Here is a 17,257-nt window from a genome sequence, read left to right as displayed (position 1 = left end):
TTATTTATCGTTCAATGCTACGACGCCCGGAAGCGCTTTGCCTTCCATGAATTCCAGCGATGCGCCGCCGCCCGTGGAGATGTGGTCCATCTTGTCGGCCAGGTGGAACTTCTCGGCTGCCGCAGCGGAGTCGCCGCCGCCGATAACCGTGTAGCCCGCCGTTTCCGCGCAAGCCTGCGCTACGGCGCGCGTGCCGTGCGAGAACGGTTCGATTTCGAATACGCCCATCGGTCCGTTCCAGACGACCAGCTTGGAGTTCTTGATCACGTCCGCGTAGATTTCGCGCGTTTTCGGACCGATGTCGATGCCTTCCCAGTCGGCCGGGATGCCGTCGACGTCGACGATCTTCGTGTTTGCTTTCGCGCTGAACTCGTCCGTAATGACGATATCGACCGGCAGCAGGAATTGCTTGCCGAGGGATTTCGCTTTCTCGATGAACTCGAGGGCCAGATCCAGCTTGGAATTGTCGCACAGCGATTGGCCGATTTCATGGCCTTGCGCTTTGAAGAACGTGTAGGACAAGCCGCCGCCGATGATGATGTTGTCGGCGATTTCGATCATTTTGTTGATGACATCGATTTTGTCCTTAACCTTGGAGCCGCCAACGATTGCCGTGAACGGGCGCTCAGGGTTCAGCAGCGCTTTGCCGAGCACGTCCAGCTCTTTCTCCATCAGCAGGCCGGATACGGCCGGCAGGAAGTGCGCGATGCCTTCCGTCGACGCGTGCGCGCGGTGAGCGGCGCCGAATGCGTCGTTGACGAACAGGTCGGCCAACTCGGCAAAGGCTTTCGCCAATTCCGGATCGTTCTTCTCTTCGCCTTCATAGAAACGAACGTTCTCGAGCAGCAGCACGTCGCCTTCTTTCAGCTCGGCTACCTTCGCTTTCACCGCGTCGCCGATCGCTTCGTCGGCTTTGACGACAGGCTTGCCCAGCAGCTCGGACAGACGCTCGCCGGCTTTCGTCAAGCGCATTTCTTCCACGACTTGACCCTTCGGACGGCCCAGGTGGCTCGCCAAAATCACTTTCGCGCCGTTCTCGATCAGATACTTGATGGTCGGCAGCGTCTCGCGGATCCGCGTATCGTCCGTAATCGCTCCGTTCTCCATCGGCACGTTAAAATCCACACGAACAAATACACGTTTGCCTGCTACTTCTACGTCGCGCACACTCTTCTTGTTCATAAGCAGAATTCCTCCCGAGTACCCAAGCCGCCGCAAGGCGGAAAAAAGGTCGAAGTATATTTATAATTCTCCATGCTATCCATTCCGCAAGCCAGCGGATCTCTTGTCTATGTGTAATGGCCGCGCAGCGGCCGTGCTCTTGCGCTTCAGCGGCGCCTCGGGCGCCGTGCCGTCCCGGTTTCAGCAGGGAACCGCCATACGCCCCCGCGAAGCCCCGCAGGGCGGAGCGACAAGGGCGTATGGCGGGCCCCCGTAAACCACCGCGAAGGAGCTACCGGGGCAGCTCCTTCGCCAAACATCGGGTGTTCAGAGGGGAGCCTCGGAAGCCCCCTTACGCAAGGGAGCCTCGTGGGCTGACCGTCCTCTTACAGACCTTTCGATGCGATATATGCAGCCAGGTCAACGACGCGGTTGGAGTAGCCCCACTCGTTATCGTACCAGGAAATGACTTTCACCATGTTGCCTTCGACAACCATCGTCGACAGCGCGTCGATCGTGGAGGAAGCCGGGTCGCCGTTGTAGTCGCTCGATACGAGCGGCTCTTCGGAGTAGTTCAAGATGCCTTTCAGCGACGTTTCGGAAGCGGATTTGAACGCTGCGTTCACTTCTTCAACCGTAACGTTGACTTTCAGCTCGGCAACGAGGTCCGTAACGGAAACGTTAGGCGTAGGAACGCGCATAGCCATGCCGTTCAGTTTGCCTTTCAGCTCAGGCAGTACCAGGGATACCGCTTTTGCAGCGCCTGTCGAGGAAGGAATGATGTTTTCTGCTGCAGCGCGGGCGCGGCGCAGGTCTTTATGAGGCACGTCCAGCACGGATTGGTCGTTCGTGTAGGAGTGAACCGTCGTCATCATGCCTTTAACGATGCCGAACTTGTCGTTCAGTACTTTCGCGAACGGAGCCAGGCAGTTCGTCGTACACGAAGCGTTGGAGATAACCGTGTGCGAAGCCGCATCGTATTTGTCTTCGTTAACGCCCATAACGATCGTGATGTCTTCGTTGGAAGCAGGTGCGGAGATGATAACTTTCTTCGCGCCGCCTTTCAGGTGAAGCTCGGCTTTTTCTTTCGCCGTGAAGATACCCGTCGATTCAACGACGATTTCGGCGCCTACGGATGCCCATGGAAGGTTCTCAGGATTGCGCTCGGCAAAAACTTTGATTTCGCGGCCGTTCACGATCAGTGCGCCTTCTTTGGCTTCGACAGTACCGTCAAGCTTGCCGTGCGTCGTGTCGTACTTCAGCAGGTGAGCCAGCGTGTTCGTGTCCGTCAAGTCGTTGACAGCGACGATTTCAACATTCGGGTTGTTCAGCGCTGCGCGGAATACGTTACGACCGATACGACCAAATCCGTTAATACCAACTTTTACCATTTTAGTTTCCTCCTAGACATCATTTCATTTATTTCAAGACGCGGCCGCGGACAGCCGAAGCTATCCCCGATGCGTCATGATAACGCCGCTGTTCGTAATCATTCGCTCATTCATTCATTCATGCAGCTAATCCGGTTTCTTGTCGATGATCGCCGCGATTTCCAGCGCAGCCGATTCATCCGTCACCAGCACGTCATCATGGCCGAAACGCATGACGGCGGCAATGGCCTCGCCCTTGCTTCGCCCGCCCGCGATCGCGATGACGACTTCGGTTCCCATAATGTCTTCCAGCCGCAAGCCTGCGGTCAGCATCTTGTGCACGACGGCGCCGTTCCGGTCAAAATAATACCCGAACGATTCGGCGAGCGCGCCTTCCGCTGTCATAGCCTCGACGACCGTGTCGTCCACGCGTCTGCGCCTGGCCATTACCATAGCGTCTCCGATGCCGTGAATGACAATGCGGGCCTTGCGGATGACTTCCACGATTTCGCGCACGTTCGGTTCCTGCATTAAGGACGTATATGCTTCTTCGCCTAAATGGTCAGGCACGTGAAGCATCCTATACTGCGCTCCCGTCCGCTTCGCCATAGTGGAAGCGATGGTGTTGGCCTGGTAATCCAGGCTCTCGCCGAGCCCGCCCCGCGCCGGGACGAACAGATTCCCTTTGAGCGGCGTCTGCGAGGTCAGCTGGTTCGCCACCTGGGCAAGCGTCGTTCCGCCCGTAACGGCGACGACATCGTTGTTGCCCATTGCCTTCCGAAGCACGCTGCAGCCGGCTTTGCCAAGCTCCCGCCTCGTGACCGGCGACTCGTCCGCGTCCCCCGGCACGATGACCACTTGCTGCAAGCCGAAATGCCTGCGGATCTTCTCTTCCAGCTCGGACAAGCCGAACATCGCTTTGTAGAACGGCTCCATCTCGTCGAGCAGGCGGCGGCCGGCTTCGCTGATTCGCATGCCGGCGGCATCGATAATCAGCAGCTCTTGCGCCTTCAAGAAATCCGTTTCCGCGCGGAGCACCCGCTCCGTCATCTCCAGCGAGGCCGCAAGCGAGCGGCGGCCGATCATATCCGAGAGCATGACCTGGCGGAGAATCAGATATCTCTTGCGCATGACGACAAGCAAATCCGGCAGAAGCTGTTGTTGTATGGCGATGAGATCGTGCATAGTCAACATCCACTCCTGTTGCAGAAGAGCTGGGGCAATTCGAATTGAGACATCAATCAATCATCATGTGAGACGTCATTACCGTGGACGAAAAATGTCCCGCATGATCATTTTAAGTCCCACTTATATTGTAACCCATTCGATTCTTGGGGGCAAGGTCGGTTTGGCGATTGAAAACGATTACTGTCACGATTTACTCAAAATTATTTTTCGCACCGGCCTTGCTTTTCTGCTCGTAATCCCCTATAATCATATTTGCTGTCACAAACGCGCCCGTGGTCCAATGGATATGACGTAGGCCTCCGGAGCCTGAGATCGAGGTTCAATTCCTCGCGGGCGCGCCATTTACTTCTCGATTGATCTTAGTTTATATAAACGGATCGTACATTTACATAAACGCAGGGTCTTCCGACGTATCGGGAGGCCCTTTTTGCATGCCTCATTGGCCGTTCGCCACCTCAACCAGCATCTCCAAATCCGTCCCGGAGTAACCTTGCGACTTCCGGACTTCCGCAGGAACGCGTGCCGCTTCGAAGCGCTGCTTCGCGGCGTTATCGGAGCGCCGAATGCCTTTGACTAATGATTTGACCTTCTTTGACTTTTAAGTTTCTTTCCGTTATGATGAGTGTATATAAGCAGCACATCACAACCACTACCGTTCTAGGAGGGAAATACAAATGGAATCGATGAATTTCGTACCTATGGTTATCGAGCAGAACAACCGCGGAGAGCGCGCTTACGACATTTACTCCCGTTTGCTGAAGGATCGGATTGTATTCCTTGGCACGCCTGTCAACGACATGGTCGCCAATTCCATTATCGCGCAGCTGCTGTTCCTTGCGGCCGACGATCCCGACAAAGACATCTCGCTCTACATTAACAGCCCTGGCGGTTCGGTCTCGGCAGGTCTTGCTATATTCGATACGATGAACTTCATCAAGCCGCAGGTGTCGACGATCTGCGTCGGCATGGCCGCTTCCATGGGCGCCTTCCTTCTGGCGGCCGGCGCCAAAGGCAAGCGTTACGCGCTGCCTAACAGCGAAGTAATGATCCACCAGCCGCTCGGCGGCGCGCAAGGCCAGGCGAGCGATATCGAGATCCGCGCGAAGCACATTCTGAAGACGCGCGACACGCTTAATCGTATTCTGGTTGAACGCACCGGCCAGACGCTGGAGAAGATCGAGCGCGACACCGACCGCGACTACTTCATGTCCGCGGCGGAAGCCGCAGCCTACGGTCTCGTCGATAAAGTCATCGAGAAGCTGTAAACCCGGTTCGCCGGAACCGAGAGAGCGCTAATCCATCGCGGATTAGCGCTCTTTTCATTCCCTTAACATTCAACACTCTTACCACACGACGACAGTTTTGTCAACTACTATTCAACCCGTTGAATGATTAGGGACGTTGCACGGGAATCATGTTACGATAAACTAAATCATTCCATATCCACCTTGAGTTAGGTTGCCGTTACTATGCCGTCATTGAAATCTAAAAAACGGAGTTGCACACGCATGAAACTTACGAACCCCTTCGCAAGCGTGCGAAATTTCATTCGACCCAACCAACCGAACACCGCCTATGCACCTTATGCACCTGCGTTCGAACCGAATTTTCAGCACGCTTCCGCTAATGAAGCCGACACGCAGAATTTGTTTTTACCGATGCAAGACAGGTCTCTATTACTGCGCCCGCTCAGCGACACTCACTTAATCGAAGTCTATCAGGAAGCTAAAGCGATGCAGCTTTCGGAAGAGTTCATTGCCTTAATCGAACATGCCATCGAACAGCGCGGTCTGAATGTCAACACGGAACGCCAGTCACCGGCCTAGACCGTCCGAACTGCCGGTTCGGCGGACGTCATGAATGTCTGAGCTCATCATAAAGGCAGCCCCTTCTCCGACCGGAGAAGGGGCTGCCTTCTTAGCTTCTTGCTTATTGCATTTCGTACACGACGGTAATGTCGGTGCTGATCGTAATCTCGCCGGCCTGTACGCTTGTGCTCGCCGAATCCGCCGCTGCATTCGTCGCTGCCGCCATTTCCGCCTTGCCGTAGAAGATCGGGCCGCTGTTCGCGCTGTTCTGCGTGATGGTCAGCACTTCCTTCACTTGCTTGCCGGCCGCTTTCGCCAGCGCCTCCCCTTTCGCCTTCGCATTCGCCATCGCTTTATCCAGCGCCTGCAGCTCGTATTGCTCTTGTTTCTCTGTATCGAACTGCACGCCGTCCACGCGATTGGCTCCCGAAGCCGACAGATCATCCAGCAGCTTGCCGATGCCATCCAGGTTACGGGTCGTCACTTGAATGTTGTGAACGGCCAGATAGCCCTTGATCTTGCTCGTGCCGTCCTTGCTGTTGTATTCATATTCCGGCTGCACGGAGAATCCTGTCGTCTTGACGTCCTTCTTGTCCGTCTTGTACGTATCGTACAGCAGCTTCGTCAGTCCCGCGAATTGCGTCGCATTCTTCGACTGCGCTTCCTTCGCCGTAGCCGCTCTCGCTTCCACCGCCACATTCAAGTACGCCACATCCGGAGCCGCATCGATCTTCCCGGTGCCCGCTACCGTAATCGTGCTCTTCTGCACGATCGCGCCGTTGTCCACCGCGTACGCCGGCTTGACGCCATGTCCGCCGGTTCCGAACATCGCGCCGACGCCGACCGCCAGCGCCAATGCGGGCACAAGCGCCCACTTCGGTTTCATCATCATCATTTTGCTCGCCCCTTTTACCAGGAATAGGTGTTGCATACCTACTAGACGCGCTTGGCGCCGCCGATGTTGCGAGCGCTTCAAAAAGTTCCCGATCGCCCGGTATAAACAGAAAAAACCCCCCTGCGGGAGTTTCCTCATCATCGAAACGAACGGCCTGGAACAGCCGGTATGATCCTAATTATTGGTTCTCGAGCTCTTCCTTGCTAACCAAATTGACTAAAGCGGTTACAGCTTGGTCGGCATCCGAACCTTCCGCGCTTATCGTCACTTCAGTACCGGAACTGATTGCAAGGCTCATAATCCCCATAATCGATTTTGCGTTCACTTTTTTATCGTCTTTCTCTACGAAGACTTCGGAAGAAAACTTGTTCGCTTCCTGAACAAAAAGTGCGGCCGGTCTTGCATGAAGACCCGTCTTCAGTCGAACGACAACCGGATGCCTTGTCATGGAAACCTTACCCCCTATACGAAATTCAACCCTTACATGCAAACTAACGTCATTTTACTCGTTATTATACCACTTATACGCCTTGTACACTAGCCTTTGCCTAACCGTTCCTAATTTTTTCCGCAAGCTCGTCGATTTTGCGCAAGCGGTGGTTAACGCCGGATTTGCTCACTTTCCCTTTGAGCATCTCGCCGACTTCCGTTAAGTTCAGGTCCGGATGCGCCAGCCTTATATGCGCCACTTCGCGAAGCTTCTCGGGCAGCGATTCGAGCCCGATCTCCCGTTCCAGCAGCTTAATATTATCGATCTGACGGACAGCCGCCCCGATCGTCTTATTCAAATTCGCCGTCTCGCAGTTAACGATCCGGTTGACGGAGTTGCGCATATCCCGCATGATTCGGACATCCTCGAACTTGAACAGCGCCTGATGCGCGCCGATGATGCTGAGAAGCTCGATGATCTTCTCGCCCTCTTTCATGTAGAAGATGAACCCCTTCTTCCGTTCGATGCAGCGGGCATTCAAGTCGAACTTGTTCGCCAGCTCTACGAGCGCCTGACAATGCTCCTCATACATCGTGGCAATTTCCAGGTGATACGAAGAGCCTTCCGGGTTGTTCACCGAACCGCCCGCCAGGAAGGCGCCGCGCAAGTAGGAACGCTTGCAGCACGATTTGCGGATAATCTCCTTATCGATGCCCTGATTGAATACGAATCCCTCGGAGACGATCTTGAGCTCGCTCAAGATCTCCTGCACTCTGGCCGGAATCCGCACGATGTAGACGTTGTTCTTCTTCAGCCTCATTTTCTTGCGAACGAGCAGCTCGGTATGCACCGCGAACTGTTTCTTGATGAGGGAATAAATCCGCCTTGCGATTGCTGCGTTTTCCGTCGATATATCGAGGATGACTTTCCGGCTGGACAACGAAACCGAACCGTTCATGCGGATTAGCGCCGACAGCTCCGCCAGCTCGCAGCATGGATCCGCTTCGATGAGCGTCAATTCTTTTTTGGTTTGTCCCGCAAAAGACACGTACCCTCACCTCTTTCGTTGCATCCAGTTTTCCACAAGCTGATAGATATGATGACTCAGCCTTGCCGCGTCATGCCGCAAATAGGTGCGGAACAAGACGAGCTTGTCGGCAATGACCTTATAGCCCCGCCGCGTCACTTCTTCCAAATCCAAATGAACCGCTTTGGCGCCCATTTCGGCGTATTTCTGCTGCACCTGCTCCGGAATTTCGCCATCGTTCACGATGACGTAATCGAAGAGATGATGCCCGATATGCGCGTGAACCGCCGCCAAATGGTCGCTGACCGTGTAATCGTCCGTCTCTCCCGGCTGCGTCATCACGTTGCAGACGAAGATCTTGACCGCTTCCGATTCCACGATGGACTGCGCCAATTTCGGGACGAGCAAATTCGGAATGATGCTCGTATACAGGCTGCCGGGGCCGATCAGAATCGCATCCGCTTCCCGGATCGCCTCGACCGCTTCTTCCAGGGGCTCCACGTCGGCCGGCTCGATGAAGACCCGCTTGATCGCCTGGCCGGCTTTCGGGATATTGGATTCCCCCGTGATGATCGTCCCGTCGACCGTCTCGGCCTTCAGGACGATCGCCTCGCCGGCTGCCGGAAGCACGCGCCCCCGGACGGCCAATACCTTGCTCAGCATGCGGACCCCGGAGACGAAATCGCCGGAGATATCCGTCATGGCCGCCAGCATGAGATTGCCCAGGCTATGCCCCGCAAGCCCTGCTCCGGAATTGAACCGGTACTTCAGCATGTCGGAGAGCAGCGGCTCGACATCCGCAAGCGCGATGAGCACGCTTCGGATATCGCCCGGAGGGGGCATCTGCAATTCGCTCCGGAGGATGCCGGAGCTGCCGCCGTCATCCGCAACGGTAACGATGGCGGTAATGTCGAGCGGCTTCTCCTTCAATCCCCGCAGCATCACCGATAAACCCGTGCCGCCGCCGATAACGACGATCCGAGGCTTCTGTTCTTGTTGTCTATGCTCCGTCATGTTTCGCCTCAGCTCCGATCACGATCTGCATCCCGATGGCTGACACGCACGATCTCCGTATCGCTGCTGCCCAGCATGCGGCCCAAATATTCCGCAATGGCGACCGAGCGGTGTTTCCCCCCGGTGCAGCCTATGCCGATGACGACTTGGCTCTTGCCCTCCTTGTGGTACAGGGGGATCAGGAACTGGAGCATATCCAGCAGCTTCGCCAGGAACGTCTGCGTCTCCGGCCACTTCATGACATAATCATACACTTCGGGATCCTGGCCCGTGCTCGGACGCAGATGGTCCACGTAATGCGGATTCGGCAGGAAGCGGACATCATAAATCAGATCGGCATCGATCGGAATGCCGTATTTGAACCCGAAGGATGTCACGTTCACCGAGATCGTGCTCAGGTCGGTATTCGTGAACCGGGACTTAATGCGTTCCTTCAAATGCGCCGGCTTCAGGTTGCTCGTGTCGATCACCTGCGTCGCCCAGCCCTTCAAGTCCTCCAGCATCCGGCGCTCCAGCTTGATGCCTTCCAGCGGCAGCCCTTCGGACGCCAGCGGATGCATCCGGCGGCTTTCCTTATACCGCTGAACGAGCACGCTGTCCGTCGCGTCGAGGAACAAGATTTCGTATCCGATCGTGAAATGCTCCTTCACGTAGTTGAGCGATTCCGACAATGCCGTGAAGAACTCGCGCCCGCGCAAGTCGATCACGAGCGCCACCTTGCCGATTTTGCCATTGGACTGCTCGATCAGCTCGGCGAACTTCGGAATAAGCACCGGCGGCAAATTATCGACGCAGAAGAAGCCAAGATCCTCCAGGCTTTGCACCGCAATCGTCTTGCCGGCCCCCGACATGCCCGTGATGATGACGAGTCTAGCCTTCGCCGTTCCCGCTTCCATCGTCAATCCCTCCTCCTCCTGACCGAACGCGCTGCCGCCGGTCCGGACGGCGCGCGTCGCATCAAGCCAGCCATAAGCGCGCGGACGACAGCTTGAACGCAATCGGTTCGAAGAAAAAAGCCGCCGCCGCCCTTGCGGGCAGCGGTGCGCGATTGTTCCCTATCCGATCCCCCGGTCCGTACGCGCGTGAAACGCATATACGCACTGTCCTGCCCGGGAGCCGTCACCTCTTCTACTGTCTATTCGCACGCGGATGAACTCGCGATTAAGAACGAATAATAAGACCTGCCGCGCCGACGACGCCGGCATCGTTGCCGAGGATCGCAGGGACGATTTCAACGCCCTCCTGCGCCATATCCGGAGCCGTTTTGCGGAACACCTCGCGAATTTGCTCGAACAGGAACTCGCCGGCTTTCGACACGCCGCCGCCGATAATGAAGCGCTGCGGATTCAGCACGACCGCTACGGCCGCCATCGATTTACCCAGGTAGAACGCCGCGCGGTTCACGATGCGCGCCGCCGCTTCATCGCCGGCCTTCGCCGCGTCGATGACATCCTTCGCCGTAATATTCTCCACGAACGACAGCGAAGTGCGGTCACCGCGCTCAACGGCGTCATTCGCCATGCGAATGATGCCCGTTGCGGACGATACCGTCTCCAGGCAGCCTTTGTTGCCGCAGTTGCACTGGATCGCTTCGAGATCCGGCACGATTGTCATATGGCCCAGCTCGCCGGCCATGCCCCGGAAGCCTTCCACGATTTTGCCGCTGATGATGACGCCGCCGCCGACGCCTGTTCCGAGCGTATAGCATACGCAGTCCGAGATGCCGCGGCCCGCGCCTGCCCATGCTTCGCCGAGCGCCGCCACGTTCGCGTCATTATTGACGAGCACCTTCTTGTTCAGCTTCGCTTCCAAAATATCTTTCAGCGGTACGTTCTCGAAGAACAGATTGACCGATTTATGAACGTATCCGCGCGGGATGTCCAGGAATCCTGCGATACCGATGCCCACGCCCTCGACTTGATCCCATTCGTACGGGGACTGATCGACAATCAGACGGGCATAAGCCGCGATGTTCTCGCAGACAATATCCGATCCCTTCTCGACTTCCGTCGGTCCTTCATACGTCTGAAGCAGCGCGCCCTCGATATTGCAAATGCCGACTTTAATGGACGTACCGCCAATATCCACACCAACCACGATTTTCTCTGACATGAATGGGCCACCTCTATAATTAAGATAAGGGAATTGTGATGCTTTCGTTCCAACTAAACTATAAGCGAACGCTTCCAACCGGTCAAGGTGAAACGGCCAGTGCCATTGCTGGCGGCGCAGCGCGTTTCATTCCGAAGAAATTCAAGCTTACGCAGAAGGCGAAGCTTATACAGGCTTGAATTTCAAGGTGAAACGGCCAGTGCCATTGCTGGCGACGCGGCGCGTTTCATTCCGAAGAAATTCAAGCGTACGCAGAAGGCGAAGCTTATGCAGGCTTGAATTTCAAGGTGAAACGGCCGGCGCCTTACGCAAGCGCGGGACATAGGCGCGCTGACATGAAGCGACGCTGTTCGGCAGTCCGAACAGCGTCCTGTTGCATTTCCGCGAACTGCTCATCGAGTGCTCTTACAGCGCCTGGCTCCAGTCGTGGACGGCGTGTCCCTCCAGGAACTTCTCGCAATCCAGCGCAGCCATGCAGCCGCTTCCCGCAGCCGTGATCGCTTGGCGGTACTTGTGATCCTGTACGTCTCCGCAAGCGAAGATGCCCGGGATATTCGTTTCCGACGTGCCCGGCTTCACGACCAGGTAGCCCGTCTCGTCCGTATCCAATTGGCCGTTCAGGAACTTCGTGTTCGGCGTATGGCCGATCGCCACGAAAATACCGTTCGTTTCGATGACTTCTTCTTCGCCCGTCGCGTTGTTCTTAACTTTCAGGCCCGTTACGCCCATCCCGTTCGCCACGACTTCAAGCGGCGTACGATCAAGCGCCCAGCTGATTTTGCCGTTCTCGCGGGCGCGGTCCTGCATGATTTTGGAGGCGCGCATTTCCGGGCGGCGATGAACGAGCACGACTTCCGAGGCGAAGCGCGTCAGGAAGTTCGCTTCTTCCATCGCGGAGTCGCCGCCGCCGACAACGATGATCTTCTTGCCGCGGAAGAAGAAGCCGTCGCAGGTCGCGCATGTGCTGACGCCGCGTCCGACGTTCTCGCGCTCGTTCGCGATGCCCAGGTACTTCGCGGACGCGCCGGTCGAGATGATCAGCGCTTCGGCCTGCAGCTCGCCTTGACCTTCCACTTGCAGCGTGAACGGACGCTTCGACGTATCGACGGCATTTACCCAGCCGGTACGGAATTCCGCGCCGAAACGCTCCGCTTGCTTGCGCATGTTCGCCATCAGATCCGGACCCATAATGCCTTCCGGGAAGCCCGGGAAGTTCTCGACCTCCGTCGTCGTCGTCAATTGGCCGCCCGGTTCGGGACCTTCAATAACGAGCGGGTTCATATTGGCGCGAGCCAGGTAGATGGCTGCCGTCAGTCCAGCGGGGCCTGTTCCGATAATGATTGCTTTGTACACGAATGTTGCCTCCTTTGTGCGATTGAGCTCCCTTATTCGCGGTGATCCGCCAATGCCGGGAAAATCATTCTCATTTTCTCTTTGATACCGCATATTTCATCAATGCGCTTGGCGCATTTGCTGACGGTCGCGATCGAAACGCCGTAACGCTGCGAAACCTCATGGTACGATATTTCGCGGCGGTGCATTTTGGCGGTCAAGTATTCCAGCGCGGCGGCCCAGCCCTCCACCTTGCCGAACTTCGGCACGTCGGGATAGACGCGCGACAGGAATTCGATCCACAAGGTAAGCAGATCATGCTGCTGCACCAGGTCGTAATGCTTGTTCATGCGCGCGAGCGCCGCTTCCAGCACCGACTGCCATTTGTCTTCCCAGATCGGCAGACGGGACGGCATCCGGCTGTGCTCGATGACCGTTTCCTCGCCCTCCAGTATGGCATGCAAAGATTCGTGCACGCCGATGGAGCGGAGCACGAAGATGGCGATCCGCTTCAAGTAATCGTCTTCCTGCGGCTCGATAATGAACTCGCGCAGCGCATCCTTCACTTCGTTGTCGGCAATCATGCCGAGCGCTTGAATGACTTGCAGCTTCGTATGGCGGTCGCCGTGGCGCAGCGCCCAGAAGAAGGACGAGCGCACGAGCGGATCGCGCTTCATATGATCCGGCAGCGATTCCGTCGACTTCTCCCACAGCCTGAACTGCTCCTCGAACGGAAGATGATAATGGTAACTTGCCGGCGCCGCATGCTGGCCGTTCTCCATCCGCTCCAGCTGTTCCAGGTAATAGCCGGGCACATGCGACTCGGGATCCAGCTTCTTCACCTGCTGCCACAGCCGGCGCGACTCATCGTAACGGCCCATGTTGCAAGCCGCAACGGCCGCATAATGGAACAAGCAAGGATCGGATTTCAGCGCGCCGTCCTTCAAGAGGCGCATGAAGTGCCGGTAAGCTTCGCCGTGTTCCCCTAGAATGCCCATCGTCGTAGCCAGCTTAAACACATGCTCTTGATGGAAAGGAACGGTCTTGCACAGCAGCTCGACCAGCGGCGCAAGCTCCTCCTTGTCGCCGGCATGCTGGTAGAAGATCGCCAGGTTGCACAGCGCGTGCAAATTGCCGGATTCCAGCTCCAGCACCTGCTTGATCGTCGCCATCGCCTTGTCGAACATGCCCATGTAATAATAGGCCAGCGCCAAATTGTTCCGCGCCGCGAGGAACTCCCCGTTCTTCTCGACGATGCTTTCGAGCAGCCGGACCGCTTCCGCGAACTTGCCATCTTCCAGCATCGCCCTAGCGCGGTCATGCTCGAAGAATCCTTCGCGCGCCTTGATGAACGCAAGCTTCGTCGGACGCTCCAGCTCGTAATGGAGCAGCTCCATCATTTCTTCCGCTTCCTCGAGGAACTGCCCTTCGGCGTCTTCTTCCAGATAGCGCACGAGAGAGTCCTCGGCCGCTTCGTACATCTCCATGTTAGCGTAATTGTTCGCCATATAAAAATGACATTCCGTCATCTCGGGATCGAGCTCGTTGACAATCGAGTCGAGGATCCGGTTGGACTCCTCGTAATTGCCCATCTCAGACAAAATGCCCGCCATATTGCAATGGTTGACGGGATTCTCCGGCTCGTATTCGGCCGCGCGCCGGAAATACTTGAGTGCCTTGTCATAATGATATCGGTCCATGGAACGAACCGCTCGCTCGAAAAAGTACGTTGCGTCCCACTGAATCGGAATGATCTTGGTGCTGCGGTCGGCTAGCGCAATTTTCTTTTCTTTCATAACACAAGGCACCTCCTTAGGCTGCATACCCGAGCTGCGAACGCAGTTCGCGACCAGGGTTGGCTGCATACCCGAGCTGCGAACGCAGTTCGCGGCAAGGGTCGGTTGCACGGGCGAGCAAAACTCGTATATGCATCGAATTTAAGCACGTTAGTACGATCAGCCCCATACAAAGTTTCTACGATTATACCATAGCGCGGCCTATCCTTACACGAAAGAATATGTGGCAAATCGCGGGCGCCGGCCCGCGATTCGCGAAGGTGGCCGCCCGCGGCGGCCGTATTTGCGGGCATTGACCGGCGTCGCCGGTGCTAGATGCCCGCGTTTTTGAAGAGCGTGCTGATGGAGCCGCCTTCGATGATGATCCGCGTCGTTTCCGCCAGGATCGGCGCGACCGACAGCACTTTGAAGCGATCCGAACGGTTGTCCGGAATCGAGATCGTGTCGGTGACGATGACTTCTTTAATATTGGGATGGTCCAATCGCTGCAGGGCAGGGCCCGAGAAGAGCGGATGCGTAGCGCATACGTAGACGTCCTCGGCGCCGCGTTCTTTGAGGCCTTCCACGACATTCACGATCGTGCCGCCCGTATCGATCATGTCCTCGATAATGATCGGCGTGCCGCCCTCGACATCGCCGATGACGTGGGTGATGGTAGACTCGTTGTGGGCATGGCGTTTCTTGATCATGATCGCGAACGGCGCGTCCAGATAGTTCGCCAGCTTCTCCGCCGTCGAAGCACGGCCGGCATCCGGAGACACGACTACCGGATTCTTGATGTTCTTCGCCTTCAGGTAATCGCTGATCAGGTCCAGGCCCGTCAGGTGATCCACCGGAATGTTGAAGAACCCTTGAATCGCCGGCGCATGCAGGTCGATCGTGATGATGCGGGTCGCCCCGACCGTCGTCAATACATCGGCAAGCATCTTGGCTGAGATCGGTTCGCGCGGAGCCGCCTTGCGTTCCTGCCGCGCATAACCGTAATACGGCATAATGATGTTGATGGTACGTGCGGAAGCACGCTTCGCCGCGTCGATCATCACGAGCAGCTCGACAAAGTGATCGTTGATGGGATGCGAGAACGACTGCACCAGGAACACGTCGCAGTTACGGATCGTCTCCTCGTAGTGCACGTAGATCTCGCCGCTTTTAAACCGGGACACTTTGATTTTACCGAGCGGAAGTCCGAGCTCTTCGCTGATTCGTTGAGCCAATTTGGGATTCGAGGAACCCGAGAAAATACGCAGCTTGTCGCTAAACAACATAATACCCTCCTGAGCGATTAGACCACTAAATTGATAAGCTTCTTCCCTTCCGCTAGGGCAGGGAAGCCGAACAGAAACGACTACCGATTTGGGTATCCGCAATACCGCTTTGTTTCGACAACTTTCATTATACATGGAAATGATCATAATTCAAAAATCGATCTCTAGGGATTACCCGCCATGTATCCGGTTCAACGGGCTTCTCTCGTCCCTATTCGGCTTCTGTCGCGGTTTGTCCCCGCATTGTTACATGTCCGGCGGGCCGAACGCGACAGAACCGAGCTTGCTGGCCGCAGGCTCGGTTGCGATGGCCGCCTTCCCGGCGCAGCTTACGCGGAAGGCTTCGTTTTATTATGGCGGCGTCCGAGCTCCGTCATGACTTCGTCCAGCGACAGGCCGCGATCGCGCAGCAGCACCATCAGGTGGAAGATCAGATCGCTCGTTTCGCAGCGAAGCTCGTCGTTGTCTTTGTTTTTCGCCGCGATGATCACTTCAGCGGATTCCTCGCCGACCTTCTTCAGGATCTTGTCGACGCCCTTCTCGAACAGGTAGGTCGTGTAGGCGCCTTCCGGACGCTCGACGTACCGCTGCGCGATCGTCGCTTCCAGCTGGTTCAGCATCGCGAAACGGTCGCTCGACTGCTGGAATGCGCTTGCGCCCGCTTCCGTGCCTTTCACGCCCTGGATCTCGCCCGTGAAGCAGCTGTACGAGCCCGTATGGCAAGCCGGGCCGTTCTGTTCCACGCGGACGAGCAGCGTGTCGCCGTCGCAATCATAATGCAGCGATACGATGCGCTGCGTATGGCCGCTGGTCGCGCCCTTATGCCAGAGCTCGCTGCGCGAACGGCTCCAGAACCACGTTTCTCCCGACTCTACGGAGAGAGCGAGCGATTCCCGGTTCATGTATGCCATCATCAGCACTTCTTTGCTCTTGACATCCTGTACGATCGCCGGGACCAATCCCGCCTCGTTCCATTTGATCTCCGCCGCCGCCGCTTCCAATGTTTTGCTCGTGCTCATCGAATCTCGACCCCTTTCTGCCGCAAATCGTCCTTCACTTCGCGGATCGTCATCTCTTTATAATGAAAAATCGTTGCCGCCAGGCCTGCGTCCGCATGGCCCTGCAGGAACACGTCATGGAAATGCTCCACCTTGCCCGCGCCTCCGGATGCGATGACGGGAATGCCGAGCGAATCCGACACCGCCCGCGTCAGCTTCAGGTCGAAGCCGTCCTTCGTGCCGTCCGCGTCCATGCTCGTCAGCAGGATTTCGCCGGCTCCGAGCTGCTCCGCTTCCTTGGCCCAGGCCAGTGCCTTGATGCCGGTCGCCGTCCGTCCGCCGTGCGTGTATACTTCCCATTCGCCCCACGCCGGGTTGAACTTCGCGTCGATCGCCACGACAATGCACTGCGAGCCGAACTTCTTCGCCCCGTCCTTCACGAGCGACGGGTTCTTGACCGCTGCCGTATTGATGCCGATCTTGTCGGCGCCCGCCCGCAGCAGCCGCTTCATATCGTCGACATGCGAGATGCCGCCGCCGACCGTGAACGGAATGGTGATTTCGCCGGCCGTCCGTTTGACGACCTCCACCATCGTCGCCCGGCCTTCCACCGAAGCCGAAATGTCGAGAAAGACCAGCTCGTCGGCGCCTTCCTTATCGTAAATCGCCGCCAGCTCGACGGGGTCGCCGGCATCGCGCAGGTTCACGAAGTTTACGCCCTTCACGACGCGCCCGTCCTTCACGTCCAGACACGGGATGATCCGTTTGGCTAACATTGAGGTCACCCCTCTCTTAAGTTAATGGTATGCGCGAGCCTGGCCGTGCAGGCGAATCCCGGATTACCGCATGCCGGACCGGCAC

16 protein-coding genes and 1 tRNA gene are annotated in these 17,257 nt (G+C 56.9%); 3 read left to right on the top strand and 14 right to left on the bottom strand.

Annotation, left to right across the window (positions count from 1 at the left end):
* The 3 genes from GXP70_RS02270 to GXP70_RS02260 form a co-directional block, all read right to left on the bottom strand.
* Window positions 1–1,182 carry a phosphoglycerate kinase gene (locus GXP70_RS02270; protein WP_162354980.1) on the bottom strand — a complete coding sequence of 394 codons (1,182 nt, stop codon included), beginning with the start codon at window positions 1,180–1,182 and terminating at the stop codon, window positions 1–3.
* Between the two features lie 365 nt (window positions 1,183–1,547).
* Window positions 1,548–2,552 carry a type I glyceraldehyde-3-phosphate dehydrogenase gene (gap, locus tag GXP70_RS02265; protein ID WP_162354979.1) on the bottom strand — a complete coding sequence of 335 codons (1,005 nt, stop codon included), beginning with the start codon at window positions 2,550–2,552 and terminating at the stop codon, window positions 1,548–1,550.
* Window positions 2,553–2,678: 126 nt separating this feature from the next.
* The gene (locus GXP70_RS02260; protein WP_162354978.1) at window positions 2,679–3,716 is read right to left on the bottom strand and encodes a sugar-binding transcriptional regulator; all 1,038 of its coding nucleotides are present in this window, start codon (window positions 3,714–3,716) and stop codon (window positions 2,679–2,681) included.
* A gap of 269 nt (window positions 3,717–3,985) precedes the next feature.
* On the opposite strand from GXP70_RS02260, the gene GXP70_RS02255 reads away from it, so the two are divergent.
* The 3 genes from GXP70_RS02255 (at window position 3,986) to sda (ending at window position 5,545) form a co-directional block, all read left to right on the top strand.
* Window positions 3,986–4,060: transfer RNA gene (locus GXP70_RS02255), tRNA-Arg, on the top strand.
* Between the two features lie 342 nt (window positions 4,061–4,402).
* Window positions 4,403–4,984 (top strand): ATP-dependent Clp endopeptidase proteolytic subunit ClpP, encoded by a 582-nt coding sequence (gene clpP / locus GXP70_RS02250; protein WP_318652431.1) that lies wholly within the window; start codon window positions 4,403–4,405, stop codon window positions 4,982–4,984.
* Window positions 4,985–5,227: 243 nt separating this feature from the next.
* Window positions 5,228–5,545, top strand: coding sequence for a sporulation histidine kinase inhibitor Sda (sda, locus tag GXP70_RS02245; RefSeq protein ID WP_162354976.1), 318 nt, complete (start codon window positions 5,228–5,230; stop codon window positions 5,543–5,545).
* 103 nt (window positions 5,546–5,648) lie between these two features.
* Here sda and GXP70_RS02240 read toward each other — a convergent pair whose 3' ends face one another.
* The 11 genes from GXP70_RS02240 to hisF all read right to left on the bottom strand — a co-directional run bounded on the left by GXP70_RS02240 (window position 5,649) and on the right by hisF (window position 17,172).
* Window positions 5,649–6,422 (bottom strand): SIMPL domain-containing protein, encoded by a 774-nt coding sequence (locus tag GXP70_RS02240; protein WP_162354975.1) that lies wholly within the window; start codon window positions 6,420–6,422, stop codon window positions 5,649–5,651.
* A gap of 178 nt (window positions 6,423–6,600) precedes the next feature.
* Window positions 6,601–6,870, bottom strand: coding sequence for an HPr family phosphocarrier protein (locus GXP70_RS02235; protein ID WP_090583454.1), 270 nt, complete (start codon window positions 6,868–6,870; stop codon window positions 6,601–6,603).
* A gap of 100 nt (window positions 6,871–6,970) precedes the next feature.
* Window positions 6,971–7,900 (bottom strand): DNA-binding protein WhiA, encoded by a 930-nt coding sequence (gene whiA, locus GXP70_RS02230; RefSeq protein WP_162354974.1) that lies wholly within the window; start codon window positions 7,898–7,900, stop codon window positions 6,971–6,973.
* Between the two features lie 6 nt (window positions 7,901–7,906).
* On the bottom strand, window positions 7,907–8,893 hold the full coding sequence (locus tag GXP70_RS02225) for a gluconeogenesis factor YvcK family protein (protein ID WP_162354973.1): 987 nt from the start codon (window positions 8,891–8,893) through the stop codon (window positions 7,907–7,909).
* An 8-nt stretch (window positions 8,894–8,901) separates the two neighbouring features.
* Window positions 8,902–9,789 carry an RNase adapter RapZ gene (gene rapZ / locus GXP70_RS02220; protein ID WP_162354972.1) on the bottom strand — a complete coding sequence of 296 codons (888 nt, stop codon included), beginning with the start codon at window positions 9,787–9,789 and terminating at the stop codon, window positions 8,902–8,904.
* Between the two features lie 265 nt (window positions 9,790–10,054).
* Entirely contained in the window at window positions 10,055–11,005 is a 951-nt protein-coding gene (locus GXP70_RS02215) for an ROK family glucokinase (protein WP_162354971.1), read from the bottom strand.
* Window positions 11,006–11,410: 405 nt separating this feature from the next.
* Window positions 11,411–12,358, bottom strand: a complete 948-nt coding sequence (trxB, locus tag GXP70_RS02210) for a thioredoxin-disulfide reductase (RefSeq protein ID WP_162354970.1) — start codon at window positions 12,356–12,358, stop codon at window positions 11,411–11,413.
* Window positions 12,359–12,390: 32 nt separating this feature from the next.
* Window positions 12,391–14,133 (bottom strand): tetratricopeptide repeat protein, encoded by a 1,743-nt coding sequence (locus tag GXP70_RS02205; RefSeq protein ID WP_162354969.1) that lies wholly within the window; start codon window positions 14,131–14,133, stop codon window positions 12,391–12,393.
* Window positions 14,134–14,444: 311 nt separating this feature from the next.
* Window positions 14,445–15,395, bottom strand: a complete 951-nt coding sequence (locus GXP70_RS02200) for a ribose-phosphate diphosphokinase (RefSeq protein ID WP_162360259.1) — start codon at window positions 15,393–15,395, stop codon at window positions 14,445–14,447.
* Between the two features lie 332 nt (window positions 15,396–15,727).
* The gene (gene hisIE / locus GXP70_RS02195) at window positions 15,728–16,417 is read right to left on the bottom strand and encodes a bifunctional phosphoribosyl-AMP cyclohydrolase/phosphoribosyl-ATP diphosphatase HisIE (RefSeq protein ID WP_162354968.1); all 690 of its coding nucleotides are present in this window, start codon (window positions 16,415–16,417) and stop codon (window positions 15,728–15,730) included.
* Complete coding sequence (gene hisF / locus GXP70_RS02190; RefSeq protein WP_162354967.1) at window positions 16,414–17,172, bottom strand: imidazole glycerol phosphate synthase subunit HisF; 759 nt, start codon at window positions 17,170–17,172, stop codon at window positions 16,414–16,416. The genes hisIE and hisF overlap by 4 nt, the downstream gene beginning before the upstream one ends.
* Between the last annotated feature and the right edge of the window lie 85 nt (window positions 17,173–17,257).

It is taken from the genome of Paenibacillus lycopersici (genome assembly GCF_010119935.1).
GTDB classification, from domain to species: domain Bacteria; phylum Bacillota; class Bacilli; order Paenibacillales; family Paenibacillaceae; genus Paenibacillus_Z; species Paenibacillus_Z lycopersici.
The sequence above is the reverse complement of the archived record's forward strand: the minus strand, read 5'-3'. Positions and strand labels throughout refer to the sequence as shown.

Excerpts from the sequence above, each read along its gene's own strand:
- GXP70_RS02270 (WP_162354980.1), bottom strand. The coding sequence starts at position 1,182 with ATGAACAAGAAGAGTGTGCGCGACGTAGAAGTAGCAGGCAAACGTGTA.
- gap (WP_162354979.1), bottom strand. The coding sequence starts at position 2,552 with ATGGTAAAAGTTGGTATTAACGGATTTGGTCGTATCGGTCGTAACGTA.
- GXP70_RS02260 (WP_162354978.1), bottom strand. The coding sequence starts at position 3,716 with ATGCACGATCTCATCGCCATACAACAACAGCTTCTGCCGGATTTGCTT.
- clpP (WP_318652431.1), top strand. The coding sequence starts at position 4,403 with ATGAATTTCGTACCTATGGTTATCGAGCAGAACAACCGCGGAGAGCGC.
- sda (WP_162354976.1), top strand. The coding sequence starts at position 5,228 with ATGAAACTTACGAACCCCTTCGCAAGCGTGCGAAATTTCATTCGACCC.
- GXP70_RS02240 (WP_162354975.1), bottom strand. The coding sequence starts at position 6,422 with ATGATGATGATGAAACCGAAGTGGGCGCTTGTGCCCGCATTGGCGCTG.
- GXP70_RS02235 (WP_090583454.1), bottom strand. The coding sequence starts at position 6,870 with ATGACAAGGCATCCGGTTGTCGTTCGACTGAAGACGGGTCTTCATGCA.
- GXP70_RS02225 (WP_162354973.1), bottom strand. The coding sequence starts at position 8,893 with ATGACGGAGCATAGACAACAAGAACAGAAGCCTCGGATCGTCGTTATC.
- rapZ (WP_162354972.1), bottom strand. The coding sequence starts at position 9,789 with ATGGAAGCGGGAACGGCGAAGGCTAGACTCGTCATCATCACGGGCATG.
- GXP70_RS02215 (WP_162354971.1), bottom strand. The coding sequence starts at position 11,005 with ATGTCAGAGAAAATCGTGGTTGGTGTGGATATTGGCGGTACGTCCATT.
- GXP70_RS02205 (WP_162354969.1), bottom strand. The coding sequence starts at position 14,133 with ATGAAAGAAAAGAAAATTGCGCTAGCCGACCGCAGCACCAAGATCATT.
- hisIE (WP_162354968.1), bottom strand. The coding sequence starts at position 16,417 with ATGAGCACGAGCAAAACATTGGAAGCGGCGGCGGCGGAGATCAAATGG.
- hisF (WP_162354967.1), bottom strand. The coding sequence starts at position 17,172 with ATGTTAGCCAAACGGATCATCCCGTGTCTGGACGTGAAGGACGGGCGC.